Below are 21658 nucleotides of genomic sequence, written 5' to 3'. Positions count from 1 at the left end.
TCGCCTTGTTGCCTTCGATCTCGATGCTCGACACCGACGGGCGCTCGACCACGTTGATGATCAGCACATTGCCATCGCGGTTCAGCTGAATGTCCTGGAAGAACCCAGTCTTGAACAGGGAACGGGTCGAGTCTACCAGGCGGCGGTCATCCGCCTGGTCGCCGACGTTCAGCGGCAGGGCACCGAACACACTGCCGGCGGAAACCCGCTGCAGGCCGTTGACGCGAATATCGGAGATGGTGAAGGACTCGGCGTGAACTTCAGCGATCATCAGTGCGGACATGACCGCAGTTAGCAGCAGACGTTTCATGAAGTCCTTTTATTCCAACTGGCAATAAACAACCCGCCGCGACAACACGGCAGGTTCGCAATTGAGCGAAGCTTTATAGTCGACCCAGATCGTTGATCAGGGCGAGCAACATCACCCCTATGACCAAACTGATACCGATCTGGACCCCCCAACCTTGCACCCGATCCGACAGCGGACGACCGCGCGCCCACTCGACCAGGTAAAACAGCAAATGCCCCCCATCCAGTACCGGGATGGGCAGCAGGTTAAGAACCCCCAGGCTTATGCTCAGGTAGGCCAGGAAATTCAGGAAATCCCCCACGCCGGACTGGGCCGAAGCGCCCGCCACTTTAGCAATGGTTATCGGTCCACTCAAGTTTTTTACCGAGAGCTCTCCGAACAGCATTTTCTTCAGCGACTCAAGGGTCAGGACGCTCATGTTCCAGGTGCGCGACAAGCCCTCACCCACCGCGTCCAGCGGGCCGTAGCTGACTTCGCGGAGCATGCTGGCAGGCCATTCGCCACCTTTTACCCCGGCACCCAGATAGCCACCGACTGCTTGGCCCTCGCCTTTGCGGGCCAGGGTCACCGGAACGTCCAGGGCCGCGCCATCACGCTCAACGCGCACGACGACCTTTGCATCCGGGCGCGCACGCACGCTGTCGACAACCTGTTGCCATTCGGTCACGGCCACGCCATCGACTGCCAGCAGTTTGTCACCGGTTTTCAGGCCAGCAGCGGCAGCCGGCCCCTTCGGATCGATCTCGGCCAGTACGGGCACGATCGCCGGGCGCCAAGGGCGCAGACCAAGCGACTGGATCGGGTCCGGCTCGTCGGCGCCCTTGAGCCAGCTGTCCAGTTTGACCTGCAATTGGCGCTCGGCAGTGGCGCCTTCGTCGAGCACGCCAACCTGCAAAGTGCCGCTCTCGCCCAGGCGGCGAACCAGCTGTAGATTGACCGCTGACCAACCGTTGGTCGGCTTGCCGTCAATGGAGACGATTTCCTGACCTGCGGTCAGGCCAGCCGACGCAGCCAGGCTGCCACTGTCGACCGCACCGATCACCGGACGGACCTGCTGGGTACCCAGCATTGCCAGCACCCAGAAGAACAGGATGGCCAGCAGGAAGTTGGCAATCGGGCCTGCCGCGACGATCGCGATACGCTGGCGAACCGACTTGCGGTTGAACGACTGCCCGGCCAGCGCAGGCGGCACATCGCCCTCGCGCTCGTCGAGCATCTTGACGTAGCCACCCAGCGGAATCGCTGCGACCACGAACTCGGTACCGTGGCGGTCATGCCAGCGCAGCAGCGGCGTGCCGAAGCCCACCGAGAAGCGCAGCACCTTGACACCGCAGCGACGCGCCACCCAGAAATGGCCGAATTCGTGGAAGGTGACCAGCACACCCAAGGCCACGAGGGTGCCGATAATCATGTAGAGCGCTGTCATGTCCATCTCCGAATGATGTTCAGCAGGCCGGCTTCAGCGACCGTGACGCCTCAGCCACTCACGGGAAAGCTCCCGGGCACGCTGGTCGGCGGCAAACACCGCATCCAGCGATGGCAGCGGCACGACGGGCTCTTGGTCGAGCACCTGTTCGATCATACCCGCGATCTCCGGGAAGCGGATACGCCGCCCAAGAAATGCCTCGACCGCCACCTCGTTGGCTGCGTTGAGCACAGCGGGTGCACTGTTGCCGGCCTCGGCAGCCTGCCGCGCCAGGCGCAGGCAAGGGAAGCGCTGTTCGTCGGGCGCCTGAAAATCCAGACGGGCGATGGCGAACAGGTCCAGCGGTGCCACCCCGGAGTCGATCCGCTCGGGCCACGCCAAGGCATTGGCGATCGGCGTGCGCATGTCCGGATTACCCAGCTGTGCCAGCACCGAACCATCCACATAGTCGACCAGAGAGTGGATCACGCTCTGCGGGTGAACCACCACCTCGACCTTGGCCGGCGCGGCATCGAACAGCCAGCAGGCTTCGATCAGCTCAAGCCCCTTGTTCATCATGCTGGCCGAGTCGACGGAAATCTTGCGCCCCATCGACCAGTTAGGGTGCGCGCAGGCTTGCTCAGGGGTCACGTCCAGCAGTGCCTCGACCGGCGTTTCACGGAACGGGCCGCCGGAAGCCGTGAGCAGGATCCGGCGTACGCCGACCGCGCTCAGGCCGCGCGCATAATCGCCGGGCATGCACTGGAAAATCGCGTTGTGCTCGCTGTCGATTGGCAACAGCACGGCACCACTGCGCCGTACCGCCTCCATGAACAGCGCGCCAGACATCACCAGGGCTTCCTTGTTGGCCAGCAACACCTTCTTGCCCGCCTCGACGGCCGCCAAGGTAGGACGCAGGCCGGCCGCACCGACAATGGCTGCCATTACGGCGTCCACTTCCGCTGCCGAGGCCACCTGACAAAGCCCGGCCTCACCCTCCAGCACTTCGGTAGCGCAACCGACCGCAGCCAGGCTTTCGCGCAGCCGCTGGGCCGCCTCGGCGCTTGGCACCACGGCAAACGCCGGACGATGGCGCACGCACAGGGCCAGCAATTCATCGATACGCGAATAGCCGCTGAGGGCAAACACCTGGTAGCGGTCGGGGTGCCGCGCAACCACATCCAGCGTGCTCAGGCCGATGGAGCCAGTGGCCCCAAGCACGGTAATACGCTGCGGGCGACTCACATCACACCCCATTCGGCAGCCCATAGCAGCACGGCGAAGATCGGGATCGCTGCGGTCAGGCTGTCGATGCGGTCCAGCACACCACCATGGCCAGGCAGCAGGTTGCTGCTGTCCTTGATGCCGGAGCGGCGCTTGAACATGCTCTCGGTCAGGTCACCGACCACCGAGGACATCACCAGCAACGCGGCGCCCAGCAGGCCCAGCAAGAGCTGGCCAAAGCCCCAGTCGCGGCTGATGCCGACACCCAGGGTAATCAACAGGCTGACGGCCAGGCCGCCATATACACCTTCCCAGCTCTTGCCAGGGCTGACCTGCGGGGCGAGCTTGCGCTTGCCAAACGCCCGACCAGAGAAGTACGCGCCGATGTCGGCAGCCCAGACCAGCACCATGACCGAGAGGATCAGCCAGTTGCCCAGCGGCCAGTGTTTGAGCAGTACCAACCCCTGCCAGGCTGGCAGCAACACCAGCAGGCCAATCAGCAACCGACAGGCGGCACTGGCCCACAGCTCGCTGCTGCGCGGATAGGTAAGCACCAGCCAGGTGGCCAGGCCCCACCATATCACCGCAGCGCCCAACACCCAGGGTGCCAGCTCCGGGAGGATGTACAGCAGCATCAGCGCCCCGGCGACCACCAAGGCATAGGCAATGCGCAGCGGCTGGGCCATGAGCCCGGCCAGGCGCGCCCACTCCCAGGCGCCAAGGGTCACCACGAAGCCGATGAACAGGGCAAAGTCCCCACCGTTGAGCAGGAAGAAACCGCCCAGCGCGATCGGCAGCAGGATCAGCGCGGTAATGATGCGTTGTTTAAGCATTAAGCACGAGCTCCAGCCTCGACCTGCTCGCTGGTCTTACCGAAGCGGCGCTGGCGCGAAGCGAAATCGGCCAGGGCATTGCGCATGGCCTCGTGTTTGAAGTCCGGCCAGTACAGGTCGGAGAAGTACAACTCGGCGTAGGCCAGTTGCCACAACAGGAAATTGCTGATGCGGTGCTCGCCACCGGTGCGGATGCACAGGTCCGGCAGCGGCAGCTCGCCGGTTGCCAGGCACGTCTGCAGCAGACCCGGGGTGATATCTTCCGGGCGCAGGTGACCGGCTTGCACTTCCCGCGCCAGCCGCTGGGCGGCCTGGGCGATATCCCACTGGCCACCATAGTTGGCTGCGATCTGCAGGATGAAGCGATTGTTGCCGGCGGTCAGCGCCTCGGCTTCGCGCATGGCGGCCTGCAATTCAGGGTGGAAACGCGAACGGTCACCGATGATGCGCAGGCTGATGTTGTTCTCGTTGAGGCGCTTGGCCTCGCGGCGCAGGGCCGAGAAGAACAGTTCCATCAACGCGCCAACCTCTTCGGCCGGGCGCTGCCAGTTTTCACTGGAGAAGGCGAACAGGGTCAGTACCTCGACCCCGGACTTGGCACAGACTTCGATGACCGCGCGAACGGCGTCGACACCCGCCTTGTGCCCGGCAACGCCGGGCAGCAGGCGCTTTTTCGCCCAGCGGTTGTTGCCATCCATGATGATCGCGACATGACGCGGCACCGAGGACGGTGCCGCCAACTTGGACTTTTCCATTAAAAAACCCCGGCCTTAGACGGCCATCAGGTCCTTTTCCTTGGCTTTGTACGCAGCATCGACTTCAGCAATGAACTTGTCGGTCAGCTTCTGGATCTCGTCCGCCGCGCGACGTTCTTCGTCTTCGCTGATTTCCTTGTCCTTGGTCAGCTTCTTCAGGTCGCCCAGGGCATCGCGGCGCACATTGCGCACAGCGACCTTGGCATCCTCGGCCACACCGCTGGCCTGCTTGGTGTAACCCTTGCGGGTTTCCTCGGTCAGGGCCGGCATCGGCACGCGAATGGTGGTACCGGCGCTGGACGGGTTCAGGCCCAGGTCGGAGGTGAGGATGGCCTTTTCGATGGCAGCACTGAGGTTTTTGTCGTGCGCGACAATCTTCAGGGTGCGAGCGTCTTCGACGGTGATCGCGGCCACCTGGTTCAGCGGCATCTCGCTACCCCAGGCTGTGACCTTGACGCTGTCCAGGATGCTTGGGTGCGCGCGACCGGTGCGGATTGCCGCGAGGTTGCGAGCCAGGGCTTCGATGGACTTGCCCATGCGCTCCTGCGCGTCTTTCTTGATGTCGTTGATCATGCTTGGCCTTCCTCGATCAGAGTACCTTCAGCGCCACCCACCACGATGTTCAGCAGGGCGCCAGGCTTGTTCATGTTGAATACCCGCAATGGCATCTTGTGGTCACGGCACAGGCAGATTGCGGTCAAGTCCATCACACCCAGCTTGCGATCCAGGACCTCATCGTAGGTCAGGTGATCGAACTTCTCGGCGTGTGGGTCCTTGAATGGATCGGCAGTGTACACACCATCGACCTTGGTCGCCTTCAGCACCACGTCGGCATCGATTTCGATGGCGCGCAGGCAGGCCGCGGAGTCGGTGGTGAAGAACGGGTTGCCGGTACCGGCGGAGAAAATTACCACATCCCCGGAGTTGAGGTGGCGAATAGCTTTGCGACGATCGTAATGATCGGTGACACCGACCATGGAAATGGCCGACATGACCAGGGCCGGGATGTTCGAGCGCTCCAGCGCATCGCGCATGGCCAGGCCGTTCATCACGGTGGCCAGCATGCCCATGTGGTCACCGGTGACGCGGTCCATGCCGGCTGCGCTGAGCGCGGCGCCGCGGAACAGGTTGCCACCACCGATCACCAGACCGACCTGGACACCGATCCCTACCAGCTGGCCAACTTCAAGGGCCATGCGATCCAGCACTTTCGGGTCGATCCCGAAGTCTTCCGAGCCCATCAGGGCCTCGCCGCTAAGTTTGAGCAAAATGCGTTTATAGCGAGGTTGGCGACCACTCACCTGCTGAGCCATTGCGAGTCTCTCCTGCGGCGTACTTTTAGAAAATTCGTGCGGGCTGTTTGCAGCCTGCTAACTGTAGCGTGGCACCGTTTTGGTGCCAGCGGCGGCGAGTTTTATAAACCCTTCGCCGTTTTGACAAAGAGGCTGCGCGCGTGAGCGGGCAGCCTCTTTTGGGCGACAGACGGGGCTGTCTTACTGCTTGGCAGCAGCTACCTGAGCGGCAACTTCAGCAGCGAAGTCGTCGACTGGCTTCTCGATGCCTTCGCCTACTTTGAAGTAGGTGAAGGAAACGATTTCAGCGCCGGCTTTCTTGGCCAGTTCGCCAACTTTGACTTCCGGGTTCATAACGAAAGCTTGCTCTTTCAGCGAGGCTTCGGCTTTGAACTTGGTGATACGGCCGTTGATCATGTTCTCAACGATGTTTTCCGGCTTGCCGGCGATCTTGTCGGCGTTCAGCTGCAGGAAGACACCCTTCTCGCGCTCGATGGCCTCGGCGGAGATTTCCGACGAATCCAGGAACTCTGGGTTCGAAGCTGCAACGTGCATGGCGATGTTCTTGGCCAGCTCGACGTCACCACCTTTCAGGACAACGGCAGCGCCGATCTTGTTGCCGTGCAGGTAGGCACCGACAACGTCACCCTCAACGCGCACCAGGCGACGGATGTTGACGTTCTCGCCGCACTTGGCAACCAGGGCTTCACGAGCCGCTTCACGCGAAGCGATCAGCGGAGCAGCGTCGGTCAGCTTCTCGGCGAAGGCTTGCTCGAGGCTTTCGGCTACGAAGTTCTTGAAGTCGTCTTGCAGGGCCAGGAAGTCGGTCTGCGAGTTCACTTCCAGCAGGACGGCGGATTTACCGTCGGTCTTGACGGCGATAGCGCCTTCAGCAGCGACGTTGCCAGCCTTTTTGGCGGCCTTGATGGCGCCCGAGGCACGCATGTCGTCAATGGCTTTCTCGATGTCGCCGCCGGCCTTTTCCAGGGCCTTTTTGCAATCCATCATGCCTTCGCCGGTACGCTCGCGCAGTTCTTTTACCAGCGCTGCAGTAATTGCTGCCATTTCAAAATCCTCTTGGAAAGTTTTTCAACCATTCCACCCGTTCGTCACGGGCGTTCAATTCTGCTAATCCGCTGTTTTCATTTCAGCGAGCCCATGATGCGGGGCCGATGCTGACAGCAGGATTTCAAGGTGGCAAAAAGGGGGCAGAGCCCCCTTTTTGCGTGCCAAGTAGACGCTAGCGCCTATTACTCAGCAGCAGGTGCAGCCGCTTCTTCAGCGTAAACTTCGGTGCCGCCGGCAACGTTGTTGCGGCCGCGGATGACTGCGTCAGCCATCGAAGTCATGTACAGCTCGATAGCGCGGATGGCGTCATCGTTACCCGGGATGATGTAGTCAACACCTTCAGGGCTGCTGTTGGTATCGACAACGCCGATAACCGGGATGCCCAGCTTGTTGGCTTCGGTGATCGCGATGCGCTCATGATCAACGTCGATAACGAACAGAGCGTCTGGCAGACCGCCCATATCCTTGATGCCGCCCAGGCTGCGATCCAGTTTTTCCAGGTCGCGGGAGCGCATCAGGGCTTCTTTCTTGGTCAGCTTGGCGAAAGTGCCGTCTTCGGCCTGAGTTTCCAGGTCGCGCAGACGCTTGATCGAAGCGCGGATGGTCTTGTAGTTGGTCAGCATGCCGCCCAACCAACGGTGGTCAACGTATGGCGAACCGCAACGAGCAGCTTGCTCGGCGACGATCTTGCCGGCGGAACGCTTGGTGCCGACGAACAGGATCTTGTTCTTGCCCTGGGCCAGGCGCTCAACGAACGACAGAGCGTCGTTGAACATTGGCAGGGTTTTTTCCAGGTTGACGATGTGGATCTTGTTGCGCGCGCCGAAAATGTACTTGCCCATTTTCGGGTTCCAGTAACGGGTCTGGTGGCCGAAGTGCACACCGGCCTTCAGCATATCGCGCATGTTGACTTGGGACATGATAGTTCCTTGATAAGTCGGGTTGGGCCTCCACGTATCCCAATGACCAACCCGCGAATTTCGCAACTCGGGGCACCCAGGTCATCGTGTCGACACGTGTGTGGGTTTAAGTACTGACGGGGTCGTCCCCGAAAGCGGCGCATTTTATACCACACACCGCGGCCGAACGGAACCCGGATACTGTTGCGTCCGTCAGCGGCTTTTGCAGCACCTGCGCTTTCGCGCCAGAATGCCAGCTATAGACAGCAGCCTGGCCGCCTTTATCCCGACCGATCGGCGCCTTGCTCTGCTAGAATCCGGCCTTTCCCGTTTGTTCGCGCCGTATACGGCGCCGTAGAGAGCCTGTAATGACCGTCACCATCAAGACCGCAGAAGACATCGAAAAGATGCGCATCGCTGGCCGCCTGGCCGCCGAGGTGCTGGAAATGATCGAAGAACACGTCAAGCCCGGTGTCACCACCGAAGCGCTCGACCGCCTGTGCCACGACTATATCGTCAACGTCCAGCAGGCCATCCCGGCACCGCTCAACTACAAGGGCTACCCGAAGTCGATCTGCACCTCGATCAACCATGTGGTCTGTCATGGCATCCCCAACGACAAGCCGCTCAAGGACGGTGACACGCTCAACATCGACGTCACCGTGATCAAGGACGGCTACCACGGCGACACCAGCCGCATGTTCCACGTCGGTACCGTACCGGTATGGGCCGAACGCCTGTCCAAGGTGACCCAGGAGTGCATGTACAAGGCCATCGAGCTGGTCAAGCCAGGCTGCCGCCTGGGCGACATCGGTGAAGTGATCCAGAAGCACGCGGAAAAGAACGGCTTCTCGGTGGTGCGCGAGTTTTGCGGCCACGGCATCGGCAAGGTGTTCCACGAAGAGCCGCAGATCCTGCACTACGGCCGTGCGGGCACCGGTATGGAATTGAAAGAAGGCATGACCTTCACCATCGAGCCGATGATCAACCAGGGCAAGGCCGACACCAAGGTACTGGGCGATGGCTGGACCGCCATCACCAAGGACCGCAAGCTCTCGGCCCAATGGGAACACACACTGGTGGTGACCGCGACCGGCTACGAGATCTTCACCCTGCGCAAGGACGACACCATCCCGCGCACCTCGGCCTGACCGTACTCCGACAGGCCACCCCACGACAGGAACGTGACGCGATGCCCCAGGTGGATCCCGAGCTGTTCGACCGCGGTCAGTTCCAGGCGGAACTGGCCCTCAAGGCGAGCCCTATCGCCGCCTTCAAGAAAGCCATCCGCCTGGCCGGCGAGGTGCTCGACAAGCGTTTTCGCGCGGGCGGCGAAATCCGCCCACTGATCGAAGCCCGCGCCTGGCTCGTGGACAATATCCTGCAACAGGCGTGGAACCAGTTCGACTGGGGCGACCACAGCGGCATCGCCCTGGTTGCGGTGGGCGGCTACGGGCGCGGTGAACTGCACCCGCATTCGGACATCGACCTGCTGATCTTGCTGGGCGCCGCCGAGCACGAGCAGTACCGCGATGCCATCGAACGTTTTCTCACCTTGCTGTGGGACATCGGCCTGGAAGTGGGCCAGAGCGTGCGCACCGTCGACGAGTGTGCCGAGCAGGCCCGCGCCGACCTGACGGTCATCACCAACCTGATGGAAAGCCGCACCATTGCCGGCCCCGAGGCCCTGCGCCAACGCATGCTGGAGGTAACCAGCACCACGCACATGTGGCCGAGCAAGGAATTTTTCCTGGCCAAGCGCGCCGAACTCAAGGCCCGCCACCACAAGTACAACGACACCGAGTACAACCTCGAACCCAACGTCAAGGGCTCACCAGGCGGCCTGCGCGATATCCAGACGGTACTGTGGGTGGCGCGCCGCCAGTACGGCACCCTGAACCTGCATGCACTGGCTGGCGAAGGCTTTTTGCTGGAAAGCGAGAACGAGCTGCTGGCCTCCTCCCAGGACTTTCTGTGGAAGGTGCGCTACGCCCTGCACATGCTGGCCGGGCGCGCCGAGGACCGGCTGCTGTTCGATCATCAGCGCAGCCTGGCCGCACTGCTGGGATACAGCGACGAAAACCCCAAGCGGGCAATCGAGCAGTTCATGCAGCAGTACTACCGGGTGGTGATGAGCATCAGCCAGCTGTGCGACCTGATCATCCAGCATTTCGAGGAAGTGATCCTCGCCGACGAGGACAGCGGCACCACCCAGCCGCTGAATGCGCGTTTCCGCCTGCATGATGGCTATATCGAGGCCACCAACGCGAACGTGTTCAAGCGCACGCCGTTCGCCATGCTGGAAATCTTCGTGCTGATGGCCCAGCACCCGGAAATCAAAGGCGTGCGTGCCGATACCGTGCGCCTGCTGCGCGAGCACCGGCACCTGATCGATGACACGTTCCGCACCGACATCCGCAACACCAGCCTGTTCATCGAGCTGTTCAAGTGCGAAATCGGCATCCACCGCAACCTGCGGCGGATGAACCGCTACGGCATCCTTGGCCGCTACCTGCCGGAGTTCGGGCTGATTGTCGGGCAGATGCAGCATGACCTGTTCCATATCTATACGGTCGATGCGCACACCCTCAACCTCATCAAGCACCTGCGCAAGCTGCAATATACGCCGGTGTCCGAGAAATTCCCGCTGGCCAGCAAGCTCATGGGCCGCCTGCCCAAACCCGAGCTGATCTACCTGGCTGGCCTGTACCACGACATCGGCAAAGGCCGCCAGGGCGACCACTCCGACCTCGGCGCAGTGGATGCGAAGAAGTTCTGCGAGCGCCACCAGTTGCCGGCCTGGGACAGCCGCCTGATCGTCTGGCTGGTGCAGAACCACCTGGTGATGTCGACCACCGCCCAGCGCAAGGACCTGTCCGACCCACAGGTGATCAACGACTTTGCCCTGCACGTGGGTGATGAGACACGCCTGGACTACCTCTATGTGCTGACCGTGGCCGACATCAACGCCACCAACCCCAGCCTGTGGAACTCCTGGCGGGCCAGTCTGCTGCGTCAGCTGTATACCGAGACCAAGCGTGCCCTGCGCCGGGGCCTGGAAAACCCGCTGGACCGCGAAGAGCAAATTCGCCAGACACAATCCGCAGCGCTGGACATCCTGGTGCGCGAAGGCACCGACCCGGACGACGTCGAGCAACTGTGGTCGCAACTGGGCGATGACTACTTCCTCAAGCACAACGCCGCCGACGTGGCCTGGCACAGTGACGCGATTCTGCAGCAACCCGCCGATGGCGGGCCGCTGGTGCTGATCAAGGAAACCACCCAGCGCGAATTCGAAGGCGGCACGCAGATCTTCATCTATGCCCCCGACCAGCACGATTTCTTCGCCGTGACGGTGGCCGCCATGTCGCAGCTGAACCTGAACATTCATGACGCGCGGATCATCACGTCGAGCAGCCAGTTCACCCTCGACACCTACATCGTGCTGGATAACGACGGCGGCTCGATCGGCGACAACCCGCAGCGGGTCAAACAGATTCGCGACGGCCTGACCGAAGCGCTGCGCAACCCCGAGGACTACCCGACCATCATCCAGCGCCGGGTACCGCGCCAGCTCAAGCACTTCGACTTCCCGCCACAGGTGACCATCCTCAACGATGCCCAGCGCCCGGTGACCATCCTCGAAATCACTGCGCCCGATCGCCCGGGGCTGCTGGCCCGGCTTGGGCGGATCTTCCTGGAGTTCGACCTGTCGCTGCAAAACGCCAAGATCGCCACCCTCGGCGAACGGGTGGAAGACGTGTTCTTCATCACCGATGCCGACAACCAGCCGCTGTCCGACCCGCAGCTGTGCAGCCGCCTGCAGGAAGCCATCGTGCAGCAACTGCAGGCCGGCCAAGGCGACGCCAGCCCGACCCGCGTGACCTTTTAACGATTAGACGATTGACGAGACTTTGCGCCGATGAACCATGCCTTGACCCAGCTTCAGCCCTACCCCTTCGAAAAGCTCCGCGCCCTGCTGGGCAGCGTGAAGCCTGCGGCGGACAAACGCGCCATCGCCCTGTCGATCGGTGAGCCGAAGCACGAATCGCCGGCGTTCGTCGCCCAGGCCATGGCCGACAACCTTGACAAGCTGGCGGTATACCCCAGCACCATCGGCCTGCCGGCCCTGCGTCAGGCGATTGGCCAATGGTGCGAACGGCGCTTTGGCGTGCCCGCCGGCTGGCTGGACGCCGACCGCCACATCCTGCCGGTCAACGGTACCCGCGAAGCGCTGTTCGCCTTCACCCAGGCTGTGGTCAACCGCGCCGATGATGGCTTGGTGGTCAGCCCCAACCCGTTCTACCAGATCTACGAAGGCGCAGCGCTGTTGGCCGGGGCCACCCCGCACTACCTGCCGTGCCTGGAAAGCAATGGTTTCAACCCCGACTTCGACGCGGTGCCGGCCGAAGTGTGGCAACGTTGCCAGATCCTGTTCCTGTGCTCGCCAGGCAACCCCACTGGCGCGCTGGTGCCGATGGATACCCTGAAGAAGCTGATCGCCCTGGCTGACGAGCACGACTTCGTGATCGCTGCCGACGAATGCTACAGCGAGCTGTACTTCGACGAAGACGCGCCGCCTCCAGGCCTGCTGACAGCCTGCGCCGAACTGGGCCGCAATGATTTCAAACGTTGCGTGGTGTTCCACAGCCTGTCCAAGCGTTCCAACCTGCCGGGCCTGCGTTCGGGCTTCGTGGCGGGCGACGCCGAGATCATCAAGCCGTTCCTGCTGTACCGCACCTACCACGGTTGCGCCATGCCGGTGCAAACCCAGCTGGCCAGCATTGCCGCCTGGCAGGACGAGGCGCATGTGCGCGAGAACCGCGACCAGTACCGCGCCAAGTACGATGCCGTGCTGGACATTCTGCAGCCGGTGCTGGACGTGCAACGCCCGGACGGCAGCTTCTACCTGTGGGCCAAGGTGCCGGGTGACGATGCCGAATTCACCCGTGACCTGTTCGAAGCCCAACATGTGACGGTGGTGCCGGGGTCGTACCTGTCGCGTGAAGTAGACAGCGTGAATCCGGGTGCCGGGCGCGTGCGCATGGCGCTGGTTGCACCGCTGGCTGAATGCATCGAGGCGGCGGAACGGATTCGCGCTTTCCTGCAGAATCGCTGACAGCCCCATTCGCGGGCATGCCCGCTCCCACAGATGCTGCACTGATTTCAACTGCAGCGCATGACCTGTGGGAGCGGGCGTGCCCGCGAATGGCCTTGATAGGGCCTACTTGACCGGCCCCAGGTTCGCCTCGCTCATATCCAGCTCCCCCAGCACCTGCCGCACCACTTCATCCCCTACCTCGTGCTGGCGATGCAGGTTATACAGCTCCAGCCGCTGCGCCCGCAGCGCACGCAAGCGCAAACGCCGCTCCAGCAAGTCCATCTGTTCGGCCAGTGCCTTGGCCTCGGCACTGTCGTTATAGCTGTCCAGCTCATCCCGGTATTCCGCCATCAACCGCGCCTTCAGCTCGGTCGCCAGGGTCGCCTGCGCGGCGTCCTGCGGGGCATTGCTGTCAATGACCTCCTCAGCCTCCAGGGCGTGGATCGCCGCCTCGGCCGTACGCCGCCAGGCCTCCTGCACCTCTTGGTGCAAGCGCTCGTCCGCGCTTTTGGTTACCCCGCGCAACAAGAACGGCAGCGCGATACAGGCGCTTATCAGCGACAAAAGGATCACCCCTGCGGCAATGAAGATCAGCAAATCACGTTCCGGGAAAGCCTTGCCTGCCCCAATCAACAACGGAATAGACATCACACCGGCCAAGGTAACGGCACCGCGAACGCCACCCAGCGTCAGCAACCAGCAGGAGCGCGCCGTGGGCATCAGCACCAGCGCGGGCTTGCCGCGCCAGCGGCGGACCACGCCGATCGACCGCCAGATGCTCTGTACCCAGATAAACCGCAGCAAGATCAGCGCAGCAAAGATCGCCACTACATCCAGGCAACGGTAGGCTAGGGTTGGCCAAACAGTGGGTTCGTGGCTGACCACGGCCTTGATGATGTCCGGCAATTGCAGGCCCAGCAGCAGGAAGATCAGCCCATTGAAAGCAAACTCCAGCAGTGACCACACACTGCGGTTGAGCAGCCGCGTGCTGGTCTGCCGTGGCAACAGGTCGAGCCAGCTTTGCATCATGCCGGCCGCCACAGCCGAAAGGATGCCCGATACACCCAGGCGCTCTGCCAATACATAGGCGGCGAACGGCAGCAGCAACATGAACACGACGTGGGTGGCCGGGTCATCCCAGCCGCGGGCGATCATCCATGCACGCAGGCGGCCGATCAGCCAGCTCAAGGCGACACCCACCGCCAGGCCGCCCAACGCCACCAGAACAAAGGTGAAGCTCGCATCAGCCAGCGAAAACACCCCGGTGATTGCCGCCACCAGGGCAAACTTGAAGGTCACCAGGCCAGACGCATCGTTCATCAGCGCCTCGCCTTGCAACATGTGCATCAGCGGAGTGGGCAGGCGGTCCTGGGTGATGGCCGACACTGCCACAGCATCGGTGGGTGACAGTACCGCCGCCAGGGCAAAGGCCACCGGCAGCGGGATGCTCGGCAACAACCAGTGAATGAAGTAACCGGCTCCGACCACGGTGAACAGCACCAACCCTACGGCCAATGCCACCACCGGCCCACGGATTCGCCACAACTCACGCTTGGGGATGCGCCAGCCGTCGGCGAACAGCAGCGGCGGCAAGAACAGGAACAGGAACAATTCGGGGTCCAGGGCCACATGCAAGCCCAATGTCGGCCAGGCCAGCAAGGCACCGGCGGCAATCTGCACCAACGGCAAGGGCAGCGGCACCATGCGGCCAACCAGCTTCGACAGGCTGACCAGCGTCAGCAGGATCAGGACGGTGTAGGCGGACTGCATCCGGGAAAGCTTCCTTTGTGAACCAGAAACGATAGCAGGGCGAAACATCGCCATTGAAACAATATGTTAGCGGCGAGCGGCGATTTGGGGCCGCTGCACGATAGTCGCAGGTGGCCGGGGAATATGTAACATGATGATACCTCGCTCGATCTCCGACACACTGCACGGCTCAAGACAAGCACACCCGTGGCGCTCACAGGATCGTTCCCGCATAATCCCGCGACTGACATTCGGAAAACGGAGAGATTGGGGCAACCTGTGACCCCAATGCACACAATGACCTACACGCTCTACGGCATCAAAGCTTGTGACACCATGAAAAAGGCGCGTACCTGGCTCGAAGACAAGGCCATCGCCTACGAATTCCACGACTACAAGACCCAAGGCATCGACCGTGACAGCCTGAACCGCTGGTGCGACGAACACGGCTGGGAAGTCATCCTCAACCGTGCTGGCACCACCTTCCGCAAGCTGGACGACACCAGCAAGGCCGACCTCGACCAGGCCAAGGCCGTCGAGCTGATGCTGGCCCAGCCGTCGATGATCAAACGCCCGGTGCTGGACCTTGGCGCGCGCACCCTGGTCGGTTTCAAGCCCGACCTGTACGCCGCAGCCCTGGCCTGAGCCCCTACCCTATTTCGCACGAGGTAATCACATGTCCAATACCCTGTTCAGCCTGGCCTTCGGTGTCGGCTCCCAGAACCGCCAGGGCGCCTGGCTTGAAGTGTTCTACGCACAACCCCTGCTCAACCCGAGCGCCGAACTGGTCGCTGCTGTAGCCCCAGTGCTGGGCTATGAAAGTGGCAACCAGGCCATCGCTTTCAGCAACGCCCAGGCCGCGCAACTGGCCGAAGCCCTGAAAGGCGTTGACGCGGCCCAGGCCGCCCTGCTGACCCGCCTGGCCGAGAGCCACAAGCCGCTGGTCGCCACCTTGCTGGCCGAAGACGTTGCCCTGACTTCCACCCCAGAGGCCTACCTGAAGCTGCACCTGCTGTCGCACCGCCTGGTCAAGCCGCACGGTGTTAGCCTGGCCGGTATCTTCCCGCTGCTGCCGAACGTGGCCTGGACCAACCAGGGCGCGGTCGATCTGGCCGAACTGGCCGAGCTGCAACTGGAAGCGCGCCTGAAGGGCGAGCTGCTGGAAGTGTTCTCGGTGGACAAGTTCCCGAAAATGACCGACTACGTGGTCCCTGCCGGCGTGCGTATCGCCGACACCGCCCGTGTGCGCCTGGGTGCCTACATCGGCGAAGGCACCACCATCATGCACGAAGGCTTCGTCAACTTTAACGCTGGCACCGAAGGCCCAGGCATGATCGAAGGCCGCGTGTCCGCTGGCGTATTCGTTGGCAAGGGCTCGGACCTGGGCGGCGGCTGCTCGACCATGGGTACCCTGTCCGGTGGCGGCAACATCGTCATCAAGGTGGGTGAAGGCTGCCTGATCGGCGCCAACGCCGGTATCGGCATTCCGCTGGGCGACCGCAACACCGTCGAAGCCGGCCTGTACATCACTGCGGGCACCAAGGTGAACCTGCTGGACGAGAACAACGAGCTGGTCAAAGTGGTCAAGGCCCGCGACCTGGCTGGCCAGACCGACCTGCTGTTCCGCCGCAACTCGCTGAACGGCGCCGTGGAGTGCAAGACCCACAAGTCGGCCATCGAGCTGAACGAAGCGCTGCACGCCCACAACTGAGAACCTTCCCGGGTTTGAGGTGTTAAGATCGGGTCTGGCGCCACCGCGCCAGACCCGATTTTCATTCCAGGCCCCGTGAACATGTTCCAGCCCTCCCCCTGGCGTGCCGACTTCCCCGCCATCGCCGCCCTGCAACGGCAGCACCAGACCTACCTGGACAGTGCCGCCACCACCCAGAAGCCGCAAGCCCTGCTTGACGCCCTGAGCCATTATTACGGCCATGGCGCGGCCAACGTGCACCGTGCCCAGCACTTGCCCGGCGCAATGGCAACCCAGGCGTTCGAGACCAGCCGCGACAAGGTCGCCGCCTGGCTGAATGCCGCAGACTCCCGGCAGATCGTGTTCACCCACGGCGCAACCTCGGCGCTGAACCTTCTGGCCTATGGCCTGGAACACCGCTTCGAAGCCGGTGACGAAATCGCCGTCAGCGCGCTGGAGCACCATGCCAACCTGCTGCCCTGGCAACAGCTGGCGCGTCGGCGCAACCTGCGCCTGGTGGTCCTGCCGCTGGATGCCCACGGCCGCATCGACCTGGACCAGGCGCTGCAACTGATCGGCCCCCGCACCCGGGTGCTGGCGGTCAGCCAGCTGTCCAACGTGCTGGGCACCTGGCAGCCGCTGCCGGCGCTACTGGCCCATGCCCGCGCCCAGGGCACATTGACCGTGGTCGACGGCGCCCAGGGCGTGGTGCATGGTCGCCATGATGTGCAGCACCTGGGTTGCGACTTCTATGTGTTCTCCAGCCACAAGCTGTATGGCCCGGACGGAGTTGGCGTACTGTATGGCCGCCCTCAGGCGCTGGAACTGTTGCGCCACTGGCAGTTCGGGGGCGAGATGGTGCAACTGGCCGAGTACCAGAGCGCCAGCTTCCGTCCGGCACCGCTGGGGTTCGAGGCGGGTACGCCGCCAATCGCCGGGGTGATTGGTCTGGGCGCAACCCTGGACTACCTGGCCAGCCTCGACGCCCAGGCGCTCGAAGCCCATGAAACCAGCCTGCACCAGCACCTGCTCCGTGGGCTGGCCGACCGCGAAGGCGTGCGGGTGCTCGGTGCGCCACAGGCGGCCTTGGCCAGCTTCGTCATCGAGGGGGTGCACAATGCCGATATCGCCCACCTGCTCACCGAGCAAGGCATTGCCGTACGAGCCGGGCACCATTGCGCCATGCCACTGCTGAAAGGCTTGGGCCTTGAAGGCGCAATTCGAGTTTCGTTGGGCTTGTACAACGACAGCGATGACCTTCAGCGCTTCTTCACTGCGCTGGATCAGGGCCTGGAGCTGCTGCGATGAGCATGCCGGAGCAAGCACGTCAGGCGCTGGAGGCTTTTGAACAGGGCAAGGGTTGGGAACAGCGGGCGCGGCTGCTGATGCAGTGGGGAGAGCGGCTGGAACCGCTGGATGATACCGAGAAGACCGACGCCAACCGGGTGCATGGCTGCGAAAGCCTGGTTTGGCTGGTGGCCGAGCACGTTGAAGAGCTTTGGCGGTTCAAGGCCACCAGCGATGCACGCTTGTTGCGTGGGCTGCTGGCCTTGTTGCTGGTAAGGGTTCAAGGCTTGGCCAGTGAAGAATTGGCCGGTCTGGACCTGCGTGAGTGGTTTACACAGCTGGGGCTGGAGCGTCAGCTGTCGCCATCGCGCAGTAATGGGCTGCATGCGGTGTTGCAGCGGATGGCGGAGCTGGCGTCCAACCGCTAAATCGGCGTGGGCTTCATCGCGGGTTTACCCGCGAAGTGGCCCACGCAATTTAATCAGGTTTGACCCGTTCCGAGGGCCGCCGCGCACCTGCCACCAACTTTTCGATAGCCTTGCTCGCCGCCACCATACCAAAGGTCGCGGTCACCATCATCACCGCGCCAAAGCCACCCGAGCAGTCCAGCCGCACCCCCTCACCCACGAAACTCTTCTGCAGACAAACGCTGCCATCGCCCTTGGGGTAGCGCAGCTGCTCGCTGGAGAACACGCATGGCACGCCATAGTTGCGGCTGACATTGCGCGAGAAATTGTAATCGCGACGCAAGGTGGAACGCACCCGCGAAGCCAGCGGGTCGTTGAAGGTCTTGTTCAGGTCGGCAATCTGGATTTGCGTGGGGTCGATCTGCCCACCGGCACCACCGGTGGTGACGATGGCGATCTTGCGCCGACGGCACCAGGCAATCAGCGCCGCCTTGGCCATGACGCTGTCGATGCAGTCGATCACGCAGTCGAGGTTTTCGATAATGTACTCGACCATGGTCTCGCGGGTAACGAAGTCAGCCACCGCATGCACCGTGCACGCCGGGTTGATCGCCCGCAGGCGCTCGGCCATGACCTCGACCTTGGGCCGACCTACCTGGCCTTCCAGGGCATGGGCCTGGCGGTTGGTGTTGCTGACGCACACATCGTCCAGGTCGAACAGGGTGATTTCCCCTACGCCGCTCCGGGCCAGCGCTTCAGCCACCCACGAGCCTACCCCGCCAATCCCGACCACAGCCACATGGGCCTGGCCCAGGCGCTGCAGCCCTTGGTCGCCGTATAACCGGGCAACGCCGGCGAAGCGTGGATCTTCTGTGCTCATCTTCATACCCCAAAAAACCGGCGCGCATTATATGCCAGCCGGCCCATGGCCTGCATCGTTAGGAAAGACACTGCCAACCCTGCTTTAATGTCCTATCACTTCGACACAAATGGACGACAATGTCTTCACGTAAATTCGGCCTGAACCTGGTCGTGGTCCTGGCCATCGCCGCGTTGTTCACCGGGTTCTGGGCCCTGATCAACCGCCCGGTTTCCGCCCCCGCCTGGCCAGAGCAGATCTCTGGCTTTTCGTATTCGCCGTTCCGCCTGGGTGAAAGCCCGCAAAAAGGCCAGTACCCCAGTGACGACGAGATGCGCCAGGACCTGGAGCAGTTGAGCAAACTGACCGACAGCATCCGCATCTACACCGTGGAGGGCACCCAGGCCGACATCCCGCGCCTGGCCGAGGAATTCGGCCTGCGGGTAACGCTGGGCATCTGGATCAGCCCGGACCTGGAGCGCAACGAGCGCGAAATCGCCACCGCCATCCAGTTGGCTAACACCTCGCGCAGTGTCGTGCGGGTCGTGGTCGGCAACGAGGCGCTATTCCGTGAAGAGGTTACCCCGGAAAACCTGATCAAGTACCTGGACCGCGTGCGTGCAGCTGTGAAGGTGCCCGTGACCACCAGTGAGCAATGGCACATCTGGAAGGAAAACCCGGAAATTGCCAAGCACGTCGACCTGATTGCTGCGCACATCCTGCCCTACTGGGAGTTCGTGCCAATGAAGGATTCGGTCGAGTTCGTGCTCGACCGTGCCCGTGAACTGCGGCACCAGTTCCCGCGTAAACCCCTGCTGCTGTCAGAGGTCGGCTGGCCGAGCAACGGCCGCATGCGCGGGGGTGCCGATGCCACCCAGGCCGACCAGGCCATCTATCTGCGAACGCTGGTCAACACCCTCAACCGCCGTGGCTACAACTACTTCGTCATCGAAGCCTATGACCAGCCGTGGAAGGCCAGCGATGAAGGCTCGGTAGGCGCCTACTGGGGCGTGTACAACGCCGAGCGCCAGCAAAAGTTTAACTTCGACGGCCCGGTGGTGGCGATCCCGCAGTGGCGTGCGTTGGCCGTGGCGTCGGTCGTGCTGGCCATGATCGCCTTGATGGTGCTGTTCATCGACGGCTCGGCCCTGCGCCAGCGCGGCCGCACCTTCCTTACCTTCATCACCTTCCTGTGCGGGTCGGTGCTGGTGTGGATCGCCTACGACTACAGCCAGCAATACAGCACCTGGTTCAGCCTGACCGTGGGCGTGCTGCTGGCCCTTGGCGCGCTGGGCGTGTTCATCGTGCTACTGACCGAAGCCCACGAACTGGCCGAGGCGGTATGGATACACAAGCGCCGCCGCGAGTTCCTGCCGGTGCAGGCCGACAGCGCTTACCGGCCCAAGGTGTCGGTGCATGTGCCGTGCTACAACGAGCCGCCCGAGATGGTGAAGCAGACCCTCGACGCCCTGGCCGCACTGGACTACCCCGACTACGAAGTGCTGGTGATCGACAACAACACCAAGGACCCGGCCGTGTGGGAGCCGCTAAAGGCCCACTGCGAGAAGCTCGGCGAGCGTTTCAAGTTCTTCCACGTCGCGCCACTGGCCGGTTTCAAGGGTGGCGCGCTGAACTACCTGATCCCGCACACCGCCAAGGACGCCGAAGTGATCGCGGTGATCGACTCGGACTACTGCGTCGACCGCAACTGGCTCAAGCACATGGTGCCGCACTTCGCCGACCCGAAAATTGCCGTGGTGCAGTCGCCGCAAGACTACCGCGACCAGCACGAAAGCGCGTTCAAGAAGCTGTGCTACAGCGAGTACAAGGGCTTTTTCCACATTGGCATGGTCACCCGCAACGACCGTGACGCGATCATCCAGCACGGCACCATGACCATGACCCGGCGCACGGTGCTGGAAGAGCTGGGCTGGGCCGAATGGTGCATTTGCGAAGACGCCGAACTGGGCCTGCGCGTGTTCGAAAAAGGCCTGTCGGCGGCCTACGCCCACAACAGCTACGGCAAGGGCCTGATGCCCGACACCTTCATCGACTTCAAGAAGCAGCGCTTCCGCTGGGCCTATGGCGCCATCCAGATCATCAAGCACCACGCCAGCGCCCTGCTGCGCGGCAAGGGCAGCGAGCTGACCCGCGGCCAGCGTTATCACTTCCTGGCCGGCTGGTTACCATGGATCGCCGATGGCATGAACATCTTCTTCACCATCGGCGCGCTGCTGTGGTCGGCGGCGATGATCATCGTCCCGCACCGCGTGGACCCGCCGCTGATGATCTTCGCCATCCCGCCGCTGGCGCTGTTCTTCTTCAAGGTGGGCAAGATCATCTTCCTGTATCGCCGTGCAGTAGGCGTGAACTTGAAAGACGCCTTCGCCGCAGCGCTGGCCGGCCTGGCGCTGTCGCACACCATCGCCAAGGCGGTGCTGTACGGGTTCTTCACCAGCAGCATGCCGTTCTTCCGCACACCGAAGAATGCCGACAGCCATGGGTTGCTGGTGGCACTTTCCGAAGCACGCGAAGAGCTGTTCATCATGTTGCTGCTGTGGGGCGCGGCGCTCGGCATCTACCTGGTGCAAGGGCTGCCGAGTTCGGACATGCGCTTCTGGGTGGCGATGTTGCTGGTGCAGTCGTTGCCATATGTAGCGGCGTTGGTGATGGCCTTGCTGTCTTCGCTGCCCAAGCCGGTAGAAAAGGCTGCAGAACCGCAACAGGCTTGAGACTTGTGGGGCCGCAACGCGGCCCCACCGCCCCCTCAGTTTGATAT

At 62.7% G+C, this 21658-nt stretch carries 19 protein-coding genes; 8 read left to right on the top strand and 11 right to left on the bottom strand.

Annotated elements, in window-relative coordinates; genetic code table 11:
• The 9 genes from PM2_RS26440 to rpsB all read right to left on the bottom strand — a co-directional run.
• Nucleotides 1–310: POTRA domain-containing protein (locus tag PM2_RS26440; protein WP_042132607.1), on the bottom strand; the 310-nt coding region annotated here is incomplete at its 3' end.
• A gap of 73 nt (nt 311–383) precedes the next feature.
• On the bottom strand, nt 384–1736 hold the full coding sequence (rseP, locus tag PM2_RS26435) for an RIP metalloprotease RseP (RefSeq protein WP_016712930.1): 1353 nt from the start codon (nt 1734–1736) through the stop codon (nt 384–386).
• A 33-nt stretch (nt 1737–1769) separates the two neighbouring features.
• On the bottom strand, nt 1770–2960 hold the full coding sequence (gene ispC / locus PM2_RS26430; RefSeq protein WP_028699980.1) for a 1-deoxy-D-xylulose-5-phosphate reductoisomerase: 1191 nt from the start codon (nt 2958–2960) through the stop codon (nt 1770–1772).
• Nucleotides 2957–3772 carry a phosphatidate cytidylyltransferase gene (locus PM2_RS26425; RefSeq protein WP_016712932.1) on the bottom strand — a complete coding sequence of 272 codons (816 nt, stop codon included), beginning with the start codon at nt 3770–3772 and terminating at the stop codon, nt 2957–2959. Before PM2_RS26425 ends, ispC begins: the two co-directional genes overlap by 4 nt.
• Nucleotides 3772–4527, bottom strand: a complete 756-nt coding sequence (gene uppS, locus PM2_RS26420; protein WP_016712933.1) for a polyprenyl diphosphate synthase — start codon at nt 4525–4527, stop codon at nt 3772–3774. Before uppS ends, PM2_RS26425 begins: the two co-directional genes overlap by 1 nt.
• A gap of 15 nt (nt 4528–4542) precedes the next feature.
• Nucleotides 4543–5100 carry a ribosome recycling factor gene (gene frr, locus PM2_RS26415; RefSeq protein WP_016712934.1) on the bottom strand — a complete coding sequence of 186 codons (558 nt, stop codon included), beginning with the start codon at nt 5098–5100 and terminating at the stop codon, nt 4543–4545.
• Nucleotides 5097–5840: a UMP kinase gene (gene pyrH / locus PM2_RS26410; protein ID WP_003252294.1), complete on the bottom strand. Its 744-nt coding sequence runs from the start codon at nt 5838–5840 to the stop codon at nt 5097–5099. The genes frr and pyrH overlap by 4 nt, the downstream gene beginning before the upstream one ends.
• Nucleotides 5841–6020: 180 nt before the next feature.
• On the bottom strand, nt 6021–6884 hold the full coding sequence (tsf, locus tag PM2_RS26405) for a translation elongation factor Ts (RefSeq protein ID WP_016712935.1): 864 nt from the start codon (nt 6882–6884) through the stop codon (nt 6021–6023).
• Between the two features lie 185 nt (nt 6885–7069).
• Nucleotides 7070–7807, bottom strand: a complete 738-nt coding sequence (rpsB, locus tag PM2_RS26400; protein ID WP_003252287.1) for a 30S ribosomal protein S2 — start codon at nt 7805–7807, stop codon at nt 7070–7072.
• A 347-nt stretch (nt 7808–8154) separates the two neighbouring features.
• Between rpsB and map the strand changes: the two genes are divergently transcribed.
• The 3 genes from map to dapC are packed head-to-tail and all read left to right on the top strand — an operon-like array spanning nt 8155 to nt 12905.
• Nucleotides 8155–8937 carry a type I methionyl aminopeptidase gene (gene map / locus PM2_RS26395; protein ID WP_016712936.1) on the top strand — a complete coding sequence of 261 codons (783 nt, stop codon included), beginning with the start codon at nt 8155–8157 and terminating at the stop codon, nt 8935–8937.
• Between the two features lie 41 nt (nt 8938–8978).
• Complete coding sequence (locus tag PM2_RS26390) at nt 8979–11678, top strand: [protein-PII] uridylyltransferase (RefSeq protein ID WP_016712937.1); 2700 nt, start codon at nt 8979–8981, stop codon at nt 11676–11678.
• Between the two features lie 30 nt (nt 11679–11708).
• The gene (dapC, locus tag PM2_RS26385) at nt 11709–12905 is read left to right on the top strand and encodes a succinyldiaminopimelate transaminase (RefSeq protein ID WP_016712938.1); all 1197 of its coding nucleotides are present in this window, start codon (nt 11709–11711) and stop codon (nt 12903–12905) included.
• A gap of 105 nt (nt 12906–13010) precedes the next feature.
• Here the strand turns inward: dapC and PM2_RS26380 are convergent, their stop codons facing one another.
• A complete protein-coding gene (locus tag PM2_RS26380; protein ID WP_016712939.1) occupies nt 13011–14657 on the bottom strand; it encodes a Na+/H+ antiporter in 1647 nt (548 codons plus the stop codon).
• 276 nt (nt 14658–14933) lie between these two features.
• Here PM2_RS26380 and PM2_RS26375 point away from each other — a divergent pair, with 276 nt between their 5' ends.
• From PM2_RS26375 to PM2_RS26360, 4 genes are all read left to right on the top strand, one after another.
• Nucleotides 14934–15281: an ArsC family reductase gene (locus PM2_RS26375; RefSeq protein WP_028699979.1), complete on the top strand. Its 348-nt coding sequence runs from the start codon at nt 14934–14936 to the stop codon at nt 15279–15281.
• Between the two features lie 31 nt (nt 15282–15312).
• Nucleotides 15313–16347, top strand: coding sequence for a 2,3,4,5-tetrahydropyridine-2,6-dicarboxylate N-succinyltransferase (dapD, locus tag PM2_RS26370; RefSeq protein ID WP_016712941.1), 1035 nt, complete (start codon nt 15313–15315; stop codon nt 16345–16347).
• Nucleotides 16348–16428: 81 nt separating this feature from the next.
• Nucleotides 16429–17634: a cysteine desulfurase gene (locus PM2_RS26365; RefSeq protein WP_016712942.1), complete on the top strand. Its 1206-nt coding sequence runs from the start codon at nt 16429–16431 to the stop codon at nt 17632–17634.
• Nucleotides 17631–18041, top strand: coding sequence for a SufE family protein (locus tag PM2_RS26360; RefSeq protein WP_028699978.1), 411 nt, complete (start codon nt 17631–17633; stop codon nt 18039–18041). Before PM2_RS26365 ends, PM2_RS26360 begins: the two co-directional genes overlap by 4 nt.
• A 49-nt stretch (nt 18042–18090) precedes the next feature.
• Here PM2_RS26360 and tcdA read toward each other — a convergent pair whose 3' ends face one another.
• Entirely contained in the window at nt 18091–18900 is an 810-nt protein-coding gene (gene tcdA, locus PM2_RS26355; RefSeq protein WP_161775532.1) for a tRNA cyclic N6-threonylcarbamoyladenosine(37) synthase TcdA, read from the bottom strand.
• Nucleotides 18901–19019: 119 nt separating this feature from the next.
• Between tcdA and PM2_RS26350 the strand changes: the two genes are divergently transcribed.
• Complete coding sequence (locus PM2_RS26350; protein ID WP_028699976.1) at nt 19020–21611, top strand: glycosyltransferase; 2592 nt, start codon at nt 19020–19022, stop codon at nt 21609–21611.
• Nucleotides 21612–21658: the final 47 nt, after the last annotated feature.

The sequence above is a fragment of the Pseudomonas monteilii NBRC 103158 = DSM 14164 genome (assembly GCF_000730605.1).
Taxonomy (GTDB): domain Bacteria; phylum Pseudomonadota; class Gammaproteobacteria; order Pseudomonadales; family Pseudomonadaceae; genus Aquipseudomonas; species Aquipseudomonas monteilii.
This window is presented reverse-complemented; position numbering and strand designations above follow the sequence as displayed.